The following is a 13,383-nucleotide window of genomic DNA, read 5'->3' as shown; positions in this document are numbered from 1 at the left end:
CCTCCCAATGATTAATATAGATATTTTTTATATTAAGGTGGAAAAGTATACAGATGTGGTTAATTTTTGCTACTCAAGAGCGGCCGAGCGAGCTAATCTAGAAATAAAGGACTTACCGTCCCACATGATCTTGCTTTTCGCCTTTCTTTTCATTACTTCAGGTTCTTCTAGCAATAAAAAGAAGTTTTTCATCGGAAGAGGTCCTAGGTTATGCTTTTCTGACAACCTATCGAGATATAATCTTCTTGCTTCTGAAAAATCCTTTGATTGATTGCTATTAGAGTCGGAGAAGTCGTATAAAACACCTGCACCGGCTACTCTGGCCACCCGATAATTATCTGCTACTCGCAAGTAAAAATCCCAATCCCAATAATTATGTACCTCAGGGTCAAACAGCCCGATTGTCTCGTGAATTTCCTTCCGATAAAGACAGCCAGAGGACACAAACGTTGAGAAGTTGCGCATCGCTTCATAGTCTAACTCATAAGCAAACAAAAATCGCTCAGCGGGTACTCTCACATTAGATTGCTGCTGAAAATTTACAATTTCAACGTCGGAATAGATCATATCAAACCCGTTAAGCTCATTAATCATCGTTTCGATATGCGAAGGCACTAGCAAGTCATCGTCATCAATTAACATGATCAACTCACCTTGGGCCTGCATTAGGCCTGAGTTCCTTGCATAAACATGCTTTAAGTTTTCTTCCATATTAATGATGGTAATGGCCAATTCAGGATACAAAAACTTAACAGAATCAACACTTTCCCCGGCATCATTTACTATGAGCACTTCAAAGTCTTGAAAAGTCTGCATGCTTAATGACTCCATTAACTCCGCTAAATGATAAAGTCGATTAAAGGTTGGAATAATAATCGAAATCAAAGGCTTTTGCATATGACAACCCCTATATTTTGGTAACTGCATTTACTACTATACCTGAAAAGGCATATTTATGTATAAATATTAGAACAGCCAGTCAGTTTAATGGTATTATTTAGAAAAGTTAAACTCTAGGAGGTTGAATCACGTTATGAAGATCGCCTTTATTTCAGATATTCATGGTAATGCCGTTGCCCTTGATGCTGTCCTGGCCGATATAGCGAAAAAAGAGGTTGATAATATCTATGTGCTGGGGGACATTTGCTACCGAGGCCCAGAACCAAAGCGTTCTCTTGACCTCGTAAGGAACTTACATACCGAAGTCATCAAAGGCAATGCAGATGAATGGGTAGTCCGTGGTGTGCGCGAAGGAGAAGTTCCAGACAAAGCATTAGCATTAATGAACACAGAGCGGAAATGGACGGTTGATCAGTTAGATCCCGCTGATATTAGCTATCTTGAAGCTTTACCAACTCACTTACAATTTAACGAAAAGGGTGTTGAAGTGGCGGCCTTTCATGCCACACCTGACAGCTTGTTTGAGATTGTCCTTCCAAATGCTGACGATGAAAAAATGGAAGGTACGATGATGAAACCAGCGAATGCAAATGTTTATGTGTACGCCCATATTCACAGGCCCTATATCAGATATATGAACGGGAAGGTCATCATGAATATTGGCAGTGTTGGACTGCCGTTTGACGGAATGACCAAGTCCTCCTACGGACTTCTTGAAATTGAAGATGGAAATATCTCAACGTCCATTCAACGAGTCAGTTTTGACCTCGAAAAGGTGACACGGCTTTACCAGGAAGTAAACTATCCAAATGCCAGCATGATGAGCGATATCATCCGTAATGGAAAAATCTAATTATGCAAAAAAAGAACTTGGCGACTCCAGGTTCTTTTTAACCTTCAAGCATCTTTAAATATGGTATTTCTTTCTCGTCCACAATGACGTTGGTGATTTCTGTGTCAGTTTCATATATTTTCGCACCGACTGGCAATTTATTTGCAGTGCCATCCTTAAATCGCCACGCCTTGTCTGTTTGTCTAACAATTTCTCCAATAGGTTCACCTAGTATATAGTTCAATTCCTGTTCCCCACGAACATGCGAGTAGCTATTATGAATATGGAATGGACATTGTATCTTCCATCTGTCTATTGTTTTGCAATTTGTGACAGCTACTACCATGCCATTGAAATAAATCAACTTTTTAAAATGGAACAAGCACGTTATTTAGAAAGAAATTACTTTAACAAAAAAATAAACAATACTTTATAAAGCAATTGGAGAAGGTCTAATGCCAGTCATTTCAATTTTCGAGCACTCATTAAAACTTGAGCTAGCCATTAGTGAATTAGAACAACACCAGATCCCCCAAGAGAAAATCCTCGCTGCCTCCATTAATAAAAATGGTTTAGAAAAAAAGTATTTGGACCCTTACAATGCAGACGGACTTAATTTATTTTTAATTTCATGCATTGGGATGATTCTCATGCTAATAGGGACGATTTATGGGTTTGTCCTGTATTTAGGCCCCGTGCTTTGGGGGCTAATAGGTTTAATCGCAGGCTCCTTGATTGGGCTAATCATCGATTACACAGTAAAAAAAGCCAGGAATAAAAAAACAATTAAGAAGCATATCATGGACGTCATTATAATTGTAAACTGCGAAGATGATAAAGTAGAAATGGTCGAGGAAATACTTAATCGGCATCATACTTTGGGCACCGTTAGAATTTGAATCTGCAAACCCTTCGGTCAAACGGCGAAAGTTAAAGAACCGACAAGAAGCCTTTACTCCCGAAGAGAAAGGCTCTTTTGTAACTTCACTGTAATGGATTCTCAAAATCGTTAATCAGGATCTTTACTTCATCACCTTCAAAGATTCCACCCGGGCATTCTACAGCACAGACGATTCCGCGTCTTTTATAGCCGGCTTTTACAAACCTTGCAGCAAGTTTTGGCAGGGTTTCATAGTGTTTTTGAATCTCTTCTCCAGGGTGTACACAAGGCTTATTCTCCCCCATACAAATTAACCCTGTACCGTTTGGAAATAAGATTCTCGAACCAATGGTTAACTTAGTCAGCTCTGGAAAGCCATTCACTAAAAGATTGGCCCCTAACCACTCTGGCAACACATAATCCACTCCCAGTGCTTCCGCAATCTGCGTTAACTCTTCCTCAGAAACAACCGTAATCTGGCGCCGATTTAAAATCTCTGTGCCTCTTGGATACATCGGCTGCCGGGAATCTGCTTTCGCCGTTAGACCAAAATGGCGGTCCCCTTTCATTCCACCGAATTCAAGTTTTACCTCAGATATTCTCCTCGTCACAAACGTTTCTGAATTGTCGGCAATTAAAATTGCATTTACCTTAGCTGTTCCACTCTTCATTCCATCCCACACCCATTTCTTAAAAACAATACATGAGAAATTTATATCAATTATCCAACCTTTATACAAGCATTAGAACCATCTTTTTACAAACAAAAAGAGAAGTGTAGTCCAACACTTCTCCTCAAGGCTAAAAAAAGTAAGCAAGTAGTTTTGACTTCTTTTGCAAAATCCTTTTCAACAAAGGTTTGATAATGTGGAACTTTCCCTTCGAATTCACCTTCTAGCAGTTCATACATCATGACCGTATGATCAAAGGCAAACGCCTGCCAGAACAGCAAGAAAATATCTGCTGGCTCTAAGCCCTCAAGAACACGATCCTCTCTAGTGATATAAAACTTTTCATAAACTGGAATAATGGTTACAAAAACTTTTTTAATACAACCAATATAGCATCTAAAAAAAGATGGGTGCCAAGTAATGGCCCCATCTTCCTATAAAACTAGATATTCTCCTGTTTCAACCCATCAATAATATTCTCTTTTTTAATTTTCCCTATCGAATAAAGCATTGCTAAGCTTACAATCATGAAAATGGCTAGAATGACGTAAATGATACTCATCCAAGGTAGAGCAAAGCCGTATTCAAAGGTACCTCTCAGCGACCAGTAGATGAGCACCATAACGACTAGACTAATAGGAAGTCCAAAAACTAAAGCCTTAACACCGTAAAACACGCTCTCGTAATGAATCATTTTATTAAAGCCCTTTGGTGTCATACCTACTGACCTTAGCATGGCAAATTCCCGCTTGCGGAGTGATATGCTAGTTGAGATGGTATTAAAAATATTAGCGATAGAAATCAGTGAGATCAATGCAATGAAACCATAGGTAAATACAGACATAAGCATAATCATCTGCTGATCACGCTGCCTATTTTGGTAGACATTGTACACATACATATTCGAAGATTTCACTTTATCTAGCGCATCCTGTGTGGCCAGCGGATCAGAACTGTTCATGTATAAGTAAACTTGAATATCTTCCTCCAGCTGAGCATCGATTAGTTGATGCAGCGTTTTTTCTGAGACAACGATATCCACCATCCCCAGTCCAGATGGCCGGACCCCCATTGGGACTTGATCTGTTAACGCCCCAATCTGAACTTTGTTTAGATATCGCTCTTCCTCACTTTCATAATCGAATGCAAATAAATCAATCGATTTTCCAACCTCCGTCTGAATAGTCTTTGTTTCAATCACTTTCCCAGACTCATAATCTTTGTAAGAGATTTTATCAATTACGATTCCTGTTGTGTTGTCTAATTTCTCTGGATCAAGACCAGCTTTCTTTGCAAATGCTTTATAGCTTTCTTCATCCAATCCTTGCAGAACCAGTTGATAAGGATATTTTCCATCCTTTAAAATCGAATTGTCTTCTTTGACAAGCACTTTCAACTCATCGGCAATTTCCCTTTCATCAATCCAGGTAGTCAGATAAAGCTGTTCAACCATGCTCGATTCTGTGACATAGTCGACCTTAGATAATGGCTTTAATTCTGCAGATCCCGTCTGATCTCCCATAACTTGAATATCAAAATTAACCTCTTCCTGGGATAGCTTTAATGACTTCTCCAAACTGGAGGTGAAAAAGGAAACTGCCAAAAATAAGACAATACTGATGACAAGTGAAAACACGGTTGCTTGATACCTTCTCTTGTTTCTTTTTAAATTTTTCAAGCCGATTTCTGCTTCCATCCCAAAAACTTTTCTGATCAGCTTAGAAGTTTTCACTGCTTTACCTGTCAGTTTAACATCCTGTGATTGACGGATGGCATCAATGGCCGAAACCTTTGATGCTCTTCTTGCCGGCAAATAAGTAGAGATTAAAATCGTGACAATTGAAATCGCGCATGCCGTTAACATAGACGAAGGCGTAGCCACTACAAGGAGCTTTTCGGTAACATTGAGTGCTTCCCCGAGAAAACGGTTAATAAACGCAAATGTGACAGCCATTCCAGCTAGTCCGGCAAGAATACCGATCGGGATACTTAGAGCGCCAATGATTGCACCCTCAAAAAATACCGAATTACGCTTTTGCCTCTTTGTTGCTCCGACACTAGCGAGCATCCCTAAATGTCGAGAGCGTTCTGATACACTAATCGCAAAAGCATTATAAATAAGTGCGACGGAACCAATGATGATCACCGCCATAATGATGGCTGCTAATGAAAAAAGAGTTGTTCTAAGATTATCCCGATCGGTAACGCCATAATAACGAAGCAATTCGCTATTAAAACCTACCTTCTTAATCTGCCATTCTGACACCAGTTGATCAGCATGCTCATAGAGTGAACCGTTGACATTCTTTAACACAACTACCGCATCAACTGTATCGCTTTTAGTTAACATTTCCTGATCCACATAACCAATTACCGTATATCCCGGCGACCAGGCAGGTTCCCATGTTGGACGATTGATCGTGCCGACTACCGTAACCGTTTTGGTGGTCTCTACTACCAGCTCTTCCATGCTGCCATTCTCATCCGTTTGTAATGGATCAGTCTGAGTTAACGGGTCTACTCCACCTTCAATGATTCTATTTCCAATTTCAAACGTAATCTTGTCACCAATTTCATATGCCACTTTGGCATTGTTTGCAATCTCTTCTGAGAGGACTACCTCATCTTCTGCTTGTGGAAATCGCCCCTCACTTAGTTCAATCGGAAACTGAGTGAATCCTTTTTCGTTATACTCTTTGAAAAATAAATAGGGCTTTCCGCTATTTTTAGACCTTTCTAGATTGGCATAGCCTAGGTCGTTACTGATGATTAAACTTTTCGTTTCTTCATCTTTTTCAATTGCCTCAAGCTGCTGCGAGTTAACATCATCATACTTGACATGCCACTCGCCATCGGTTGCAATTGTCTGTCTTTTCAATAAGTCTAGAAAAGAAACTCCTAATATACTAACGGCCGTCACCATTGCGACTGAAATAATGACACCAATGATCGTGACTAAGGTTCTTCTTTTGTTTTCTTTTAAATGCCGGATTGTCAGTGTGTTGATAATGTTCACGGACGAATCACCTCATTTTTGGCAATCCTTCCATCTTCAATTGAGATGATACGGTCAGCCTGCAAGGCAATCCGTTCGTCATGGGTAATGACAATGAGTGTTTGATTAAACGTCTTGTTAAACATTTTTAATAGCTCAATAATCTCGCTGCTATTCTTACTATCTAAGTTCCCCGTTGGCTCGTCGGCCAGCATGATGGACGGATTACTAATAAGTGCACGTCCTATTGATACCCGCTGCTGCTGTCCACCAGAGAGCTGATTGGGCAAATGGCTTAAACGATTCTCTAATCCTAGAATTTTGACAACATTTTCGAACTGTTTTTGGTCGACTTTATGTTCGTCTAACAATAACGGCAGAGTAATATTCTCCTCTACTGTTAAAATCGGAATAAGATTGTAAAACTGATAGATTAATCCGATCTGCCTGCGCCTGAAGATGGCTAATTGTGTTTCATCAAGCTGGTAAATATCGGTGTTATCAATGAGAACCTTGCCGCTAGTTGGACGGTCAACACCACCGAGTAAATGCAAGAGTGTTGATTTCCCCGACCCTGATGGTCCAATAATCGCAACAAACTCTCCTTTTTTCACTGAGAAGGAAACATCATCCAATGCCTTTACCGCTGTTTCACCCTTACCATACACTTTAGACAGATTTTCTATTTGTAAGATATTCATCGTAAAACCTCCGCAATCTTTATGATGAGTTCAGTATATCTGCCTAAAATGACTTTAAAGTGACTCTTAAGTGACAATTTAGTCACTTAGAGTTTATTTGACCTGTGTTTATATGACTTTTTTATAAAACTTGATATGGAACTGTGTTCCTTTACCGTTTTTGCTTGTCACTTCGAGATTACCCCTCTGGGAGGTGATAATGCTGTATGCCATCGCCAGCCCGATTCCAACGCTGTCCTCTCCTGCATTTTTCCCTTTGTAGAATCGCTTGAAAATATTAGGCAGGTCTTCTTTAGCGATCCCTCGGCCCTGATCCTGAATCGCGATTTCCGTAAACAAAGCATTCTCCGAAAAAGAGATCGCAATCTCTCCCCCTTCGTCTGTATGCTCCACACAGTTCTTTAATATATTTATAATGGCCTCCGCCGTCCAATTGAGGTCGCCTAGAAAAGTAACTGACTCTTCACCAGTGATGGTTAAGGTTTGCTGCTTAATATCGATTGGAATAAGCACTGGCCTTATCGCTTTTTCGATTAGATCCTGAACAGAGGTCTTCTCATTTTTGAAAAGTACCGTGCCAGCATCAATTTTTGATAATTTTAATAAAGAAGACACCAGCCATTCGATTCTTTCGAGCTGGGTGCCGATGTTACGAGTAAATTCTGCACGCTTTGCTTCATTCAGCTTCGGATCGCTTAACAAATCCGTCATTACCATCATCGACGTTAACGGGGTCTTAAGCTGATGAGATATATCCGAAATTGCATCCGTAAGCTTTATTTTGTCTTGCTGCAAAAGCGCCCCCTGTTCTGACAGCATCAAGGTTACTTTATAGATGTCACTTTTTAAAATACTTAACTCACCTTCATAATTATCACGAACATCAAGGGTATAATCACCGCTAGCAATTTTCCGCAAATAACCCGATAGCTTTTCAATTTCACGGTAGCGCCATTTTGTAAAAATCAGACTGCTTCCGGTTAGGATGATGGATGTTATCAACACGAATACGGCAGCGGCAGGCGTGAGGAGGACGACCGCTAAACCTGCTGCTATCATTGTAATGATTGCCATGATGATGATGTATCGTTGAATCTCCTGATTACGTAACACTTACTCCCCCACCTTATAGCCCATGCCTCTTACGGTTTTAATAATCGTTGGCACTTGCGGATTATCCTCCAATTTTTCTCTTAAGCGTTTAATGTAAACCGTCAGCGTGTTATCATTGACAAAATCACCCGCCACATCCCAAATTCGCTCGAGTAGCTGGTTCCTTGTGAGGACTTGTCCAATATGGTTGGCAAAAATCAACAGCAACCGATATTCGAGGGCAGTTACCAGTACTTCCTCGCCATTTTTATAAACCTTGCCTTCTAGTGTATTAATTCTAATATTATTGATATCAATCGTGACCTTGGGTTGTGTTTGCGCCTGCTTGTTGTAGCGGCGAAGTACCGATTTAATCCGTGAAAGCAGCTCGCGAATCCGAAATGGCTTTGTGATATAATCATCTGCCCCCATATCAAGTCCCATCACCACATTCACTTCATCATCTAAAGCCGTTAAAAAAATCACCGGCTTATCACTCTGCTTCTTCACTAACGCACATAAATCATACCCTGATCCGTCCGGTAAAGAGAGATCAAATAAGCATAAATCAATCTCTTGGATTTGTTGTCCGATTACTATTTTCGCCGTTTCGGCATTATGACAAAGGATGGTTTCATAACCATCCTGCTGCAACGAATACTCCAGCCCCGACGCAATCGTTTTATCATCTTCCACCAATAAAATCTTCATCTCCAACACCCTTTTTCTACACTCGTCTCTGCTACTTTCTTCCATCATATTTTAAATACAGCCTATCGTCAAAATAAGAGAACATAAAAAAACTGCCATCCCAAATTGGGCTAGCAGCAATATTCAAAGAAAGGGTGACAGGCACCTAAATGGCACCTAAAATAAATGATCTAACAGTACTTTTGTTCCAATTAACAAAAGCAGGATTCCACCAAAAATTCCTGCCTTCTTTTTCAACCGTTCTCCACTGAAGTTCCCGATTATAACGCCTATGGCAGAAAGGAGAAAGGTGACGGCACCAATACAGATGACTAAAAACAAAATCGACACTTCTAAGAAAGCAAAGCTTAAACCGACTGCTAATGCATCGATGCTAGTCGCAAGAGCAAGTCCCATCAGCATTTTCGTTTTCATCGGCTGACTGCTCTGATTCTTTTCTTCACTAAAGGAGTCATAAATCATTTTACTACCAATTAAAGCTAAAAGAATGAAAACAATCCAATGGTCAAGGGTTTCAATATAGGAGCTAAAACTACTGCCGAAGAACCAGCCAATTAAAGGCATCAGTGCCTGAAATACAGAAAAAATGATTCCTATTTTTAACACATTTTTTATGTTGAATTGTTTTTTTAAGACAACACCGCTTGAAATCGAAACAGCAAAAGCGTCCATGGCAATTCCAATCGAAACCATGACAATTGACACAACATTCATGAGTAGTTCTCCAATCCAATACCTTATTTCTTCCTTAATTTAAGGTTAGCATCCTAGGATCGAGTGGGTCTATACAAACATTCTTTCCTCAAGGAAACATGGAAGAAGAGTGTTTGAGTGTGGTAGTCTATCTATAATGACTTTATGAAGAGGTGTAATAATGGAGTGGAAGATTAAAAGTTCAACAACGAGTAACATTGACCGGTTTCAGGTCATTATGGATGAGGTAACGCTTCCTAATGGAGACGAAAAAACGTTTTCCTATTTGAATTTTGCCAAGGGTGTGTGCATTCTACCGATTACCAATGACGGGGAAGTAATCTGTCTAAAGCAATACCGTCATGCGCTAAAAAGCTGGGAATGGGAGCTGCCCGCGGGAATGATTGACCTTGTTGACCTTCCTGCTATTGAAACGGCTAAAAAGGAGTTAGAGGAAGAAACCGGTTATAAAGCTGAACATTGGCTAGAATTAGGAAGCTTCTATCCTTCTCCTGGATCTACATCTGAAGAAATCTTCCTGTTTGCTGCTGCTGGATTGACATCAACCGAGCAAAACCTCGAAAATAGCGAGCAAATTGAATTACATAACCTTTCAATGGAAGAATTGAAAACATTGGTCCAAAAAGGCGAATTCAAGCATGGTGCTGGGTTAGCCGCTATGTTACGTTACAAATTTGCGACTGATTAATATTAAAAAGGCGCGTTTCCTAAAAAAGAAACGCGCCTTGCTATTTATCTTATAGGTTCAAGAAGTACTTAATTAATCCACTCAGTTTCATAGAGGGAATTTCCAGTTTAAATTCAAAGGAGTAAAGAATCTTACTCCTTCGTTACTAAATATGCTTTATATTCAGCAACACCCGCTTTTTCTACATAAACGGCTAGTACCCAATCCCCGTTAGGAAGGTTAATACCATTTTGTACTGTACCATCCCACAAGAATTCATGGTATGGTGTTGGAGCATTGGTAAAAGATCCTAGTGTATCGATGAATCCACCAATTGTTCCATTTGCATTATATACATATAAATCATACTCTAATACCTCAGCGCCGCCTGGTAGGTAAGCTCCAACATAGTATCCCGCATCTGCTTTTTCCATGAATGCACCAGTTACACGAGGGTAATCCGGCTCGCCGACAAACAGTATGGATGGAACATGGATTGTTTGTGTACCATCACTAATTGTAATCGTTCCTTCATAGTAGCCCGGTTCTAATTTGGAGGTATCCACTTGAACATTTAAGTTCACTTGCTGAGATTTTCCTGGTAGAACCTTTAAGTTATTGCTTGCACTAACGTTAATGCCTGCTGGATTACCAGCAAACTCAACCTCAAAGTTATAAGTCTTTCTTTCGTTTGAAAGGTTTTTAATTTCAAAGCTTTGCTTTTCTACTTGTTTACCGCTATTCTTCACAAATTTACCAAAGGAGTAGCTACCAGGAGCTACCAGCGTTTTTGTATTCAATGCATCAAGAAGACGGATGCTTCCTGCTCCTTGTGTATTGTGAGGATATACTTTACCTGTAGATGGATTGATCACATCTACGGCAGTATTCATCAATGCAGCTTTTACCTCTTCTGTACTCCAAGCAGGATTCTTCTGTAAAAGTAATGCTGCCGCACCCGCAACGTGCGGTGATGCCATACTCGTTCCTTGTAATGCTCCATAAACTCCACCAGGGAAGGTACTTACAATATTTACACCAGGTGCAGAAACATCTGGCTTAATCATCCAAGTAAGTGTTACTGGTCCACGTGAAGAGAAGTCCGCCATTGTTTCGTCAACCCATTTATCAAACTCAATATTGAACGACACTTTATTGTTGCCAGCTCCAAGTTCAGCTAACAATTTTTGACCGTCAGCTAATGTTGTTTTGATGGTTGGAATAGCAAGTCCAGGTACATCTGCGTGCTCACCTGCAACATTGTTAAAAATAATGGCTCCCACAGCACCAGCGTTTTTAGCATTTTCTGCTTTATCTACAAAGGCAAACTCACCGCGGGACATTAAAGCGATTTTACCTTTAAGATCTTTCCCTACAAAATCACTTGCAGCACCTAATCCTACATAGACAAACTCATATTCTCTTTCATTTAATGCTAGTAACTCTTCATCGCTCGGGAAACCTTGAACCTTTGCTGAAGGGTATTCCACACCTTTAGATGTACTGATTTTTGAAGTATATACGTTATAAGGCAACTGTGTAGCCCCTACAGAAATCGCATCACGAGATGTACCAGGTGATCCGACTGTCCAGTTATTAGGACCTGCATTACCATTTGAAGTTACTGCTACTACGCCCTCAGCCATTGCCCAGTCTAAAGCGATAGACGTTGCCCAGTCAGGATTATTAAGTGAGTTTCCTAAAGATAAGTTCATGACGTCAGCACCATCTTGCACAGCCTTTTCAATACCTGCCACAACATCCTCTGTTGAACCACCGTCTGGACCTAATACTCGGTATCCTAACAATTTAGCTTCAGGTGCAACTCCTTTAATCGCTCCATTTGCTGCAACGGTACCAGAAACGTGAGTACCATGGTATTGCCCTGCTCCTTCTTGTGGATCATTGTCATTATCAACGAAGTCCCATCCTTTATACTCTCCAAACGCATGAGCTAAATCAGGGTGAGTGTAATCAACACCTGTGTCGATAACCGCTACTGTTATACCTTCACCAGTAAATCCAGCATCCCATGCCTCATTAGACCCTATGAATGGTGCACTGTTCATCATTTGCGGGCTGAATGCTTCTGCAGAAATTTCTTCAGCAGAGATTACATCAGCTGTATAATGAACATTCGGATAAACCGCTTTAACACCTGGAATTGCTAATAGTTTAATAAGTTCATTGGCAGGCAGTTCTACAGAAAATCCGGAAAATACATAGTCGTACTCTCTGTTTACCTCCGCACCTTTTACTGTTTTTTGTAAAGTAGTGATGACTTTTTCTCTTTCAGACTTTAAATTAGCCTTTGTTTGCTTTTTACCCTTATGTTTCGCTTCTACAATCGACTCTGCTTTTAACTCAACAATGACAGAAGTCGGTCTATTTGAGGATAATTCAATATCCCCGAAGATTTCTGCTAATGGTATTTCAGTTAGTCTTGTTTTTGATGTACCTCCATTTGCTGCTGCACCAAAACTAAATGTTGAAAGCAATAACACAGTTGCAACTAGGCTAAATAAAATTCTAGAAAAACGTTTCTTCATCCCCCTAATCCATCCTCTCTCATAATTAATTGTTTAGCAGTTAACCTTTCATCCTATGTAGGACTCCCCCTTACCATTTACCCGATGAGTAAAGTATTATTTTCAAAAAATTCTTACATTATATTAAATTACACAAACTAATCTAAATTCCCTTGGTTAAATCGCACTAATTTTCTGACTATTTTCTACGGGTTAGTAGGTAAAAACTACGATAATCGTTCTATATTTACATATTTAGATGAAAACCAACAATTTTCTTCTCTAGGAAATGAGATAGTAATATAGTTTTTTTCACCAAAAAGACGATTCGAGGGGGACCGAATCGTCTTTTTAGTGGTGCCTTTCACCGTTATGCTGTTGCCTTGTCTTTACCGATGTAAGTCTTAGCTGTCTTTCTGATGAATGGTACGACCCAGCGGTCTAAGCCGTATTTGCCTGCGTTGAAGCCTGCAGCAAGGATGATGAAGCCTAAGAAGATGTCTGTTGGGTTATGAGATACAGTTCCGGCTAGGAAGAAACTGAAGTTCATCACTAGACCAAAGAACATTGCTGCTGTTGTGAAGCATCCAAGTAAAAGGCCTAAACCGACTAATGTTTCGCCCCAAGGTACAAGGACGTTGAACAATTCGATGTTTGGCAGTGCAAAGCTTTCTAAGAAGCTCACATACCAG

At 40.1% G+C, this 13,383-nt stretch carries 13 protein-coding genes and 1 pseudogene; 3 read left to right on the top strand and 11 right to left on the bottom strand.

Going from position 1 to position 13,383, the window contains the following annotated elements; translation table 11 throughout:
* Positions 1-69: 69 nt before the first annotated feature.
* Positions 70-897: a glycosyltransferase family 2 protein gene (locus BTR25_RS24595; protein WP_075690618.1), complete on the bottom strand. Its 828-nt coding sequence runs from the start codon at positions 895-897 to the stop codon at positions 70-72.
* Between the two features lie 136 nt (positions 898-1,033).
* Between BTR25_RS24595 and BTR25_RS24590 the strand changes: the two genes are divergently transcribed.
* Complete coding sequence (locus tag BTR25_RS24590) at positions 1,034-1,753, top strand: metallophosphoesterase family protein (protein WP_075690617.1); 720 nt, start codon at positions 1,034-1,036, stop codon at positions 1,751-1,753.
* Positions 1,754-1,790: 37 nt separating this feature from the next.
* On the opposite strand, the gene BTR25_RS24585 is transcribed toward BTR25_RS24590, so the two are convergent.
* Positions 1,791-1,976, bottom strand: coding sequence for a hypothetical protein (locus BTR25_RS24585; RefSeq protein ID WP_075690616.1), 186 nt, complete (start codon positions 1,974-1,976; stop codon positions 1,791-1,793).
* Between the two features lie 211 nt (positions 1,977-2,187).
* Between BTR25_RS24585 and BTR25_RS24580 the strand changes: the two genes are divergently transcribed.
* Positions 2,188-2,631, top strand: coding sequence for a hypothetical protein (locus tag BTR25_RS24580; protein ID WP_075690615.1), 444 nt, complete (start codon positions 2,188-2,190; stop codon positions 2,629-2,631).
* An 85-nt stretch (positions 2,632-2,716) separates the two neighbouring features.
* Here the strand turns inward: BTR25_RS24580 and BTR25_RS24575 are convergent, their stop codons facing one another.
* The 7 genes from BTR25_RS24575 to BTR25_RS24545 all read right to left on the bottom strand — a co-directional run bounded on the left by BTR25_RS24575 (position 2,717) and on the right by BTR25_RS24545 (position 9,496).
* Positions 2,717-3,295 (bottom strand): MOSC domain-containing protein, encoded by a 579-nt coding sequence (locus tag BTR25_RS24575; protein ID WP_483295286.1) that lies wholly within the window; start codon positions 3,293-3,295, stop codon positions 2,717-2,719.
* A gap of 74 nt (positions 3,296-3,369) precedes the next feature.
* Positions 3,370-3,564, bottom strand: a complete 195-nt coding sequence (locus BTR25_RS24570; protein WP_075690614.1) for a hypothetical protein — start codon at positions 3,562-3,564, stop codon at positions 3,370-3,372.
* Between the two features lie 161 nt (positions 3,565-3,725).
* Positions 3,726-6,299, bottom strand: a complete 2,574-nt coding sequence (locus tag BTR25_RS24565; RefSeq protein WP_075690613.1) for an FtsX-like permease family protein — start codon at positions 6,297-6,299, stop codon at positions 3,726-3,728.
* Entirely contained in the window at positions 6,296-6,979 is a 684-nt protein-coding gene (locus BTR25_RS24560) for an ABC transporter ATP-binding protein (protein ID WP_075690612.1), read from the bottom strand. Before BTR25_RS24560 ends, BTR25_RS24565 begins: the two co-directional genes overlap by 4 nt.
* Before the next feature lie 108 nt (positions 6,980-7,087).
* The gene (locus BTR25_RS24555) at positions 7,088-8,092 is read right to left on the bottom strand and encodes a sensor histidine kinase (protein WP_075690611.1); all 1,005 of its coding nucleotides are present in this window, start codon (positions 8,090-8,092) and stop codon (positions 7,088-7,090) included.
* On the bottom strand, positions 8,093-8,782 hold the full coding sequence (locus BTR25_RS24550) for a response regulator transcription factor (RefSeq protein ID WP_075690610.1): 690 nt from the start codon (positions 8,780-8,782) through the stop codon (positions 8,093-8,095).
* Between the two features lie 156 nt (positions 8,783-8,938).
* The gene (locus tag BTR25_RS24545) at positions 8,939-9,496 is read right to left on the bottom strand and encodes a manganese efflux pump MntP (RefSeq protein WP_075690609.1); all 558 of its coding nucleotides are present in this window, start codon (positions 9,494-9,496) and stop codon (positions 8,939-8,941) included.
* Positions 9,497-9,656: 160 nt separating this feature from the next.
* Here BTR25_RS24545 and BTR25_RS24540 point away from each other — a divergent pair, with 160 nt between their 5' ends.
* A complete protein-coding gene (locus tag BTR25_RS24540; protein WP_075690608.1) occupies positions 9,657-10,184 on the top strand; it encodes an NUDIX hydrolase in 528 nt (175 codons plus the stop codon).
* A 131-nt stretch (positions 10,185-10,315) separates the two neighbouring features.
* On the opposite strand, the gene BTR25_RS24535 is transcribed toward BTR25_RS24540, so the two are convergent.
* Together BTR25_RS24535 and BTR25_RS24530 are read right to left on the bottom strand one after the other, a co-directional pair.
* Positions 10,316-12,712, bottom strand: a complete 2,397-nt coding sequence (locus BTR25_RS24535) for a S8 family serine peptidase (protein WP_075690607.1) — start codon at positions 12,710-12,712, stop codon at positions 10,316-10,318.
* Positions 12,713-13,061: 349 nt separating this feature from the next.
* Positions 13,062-13,383, bottom strand: a pseudogene (locus BTR25_RS24530) (DoxX family membrane protein); the annotation flags it as partial.

It is taken from the genome of Bacillus sp. MRMR6 (assembly GCF_001940785.1).
In the GTDB taxonomy this organism is placed as follows: Bacteria; Bacillota; Bacilli; order Bacillales; family Cytobacillaceae; genus Neobacillus.
Note: the sequence above shows the minus strand (reverse complement) of the source record. Positions and strands in the feature narration are given on the sequence as shown.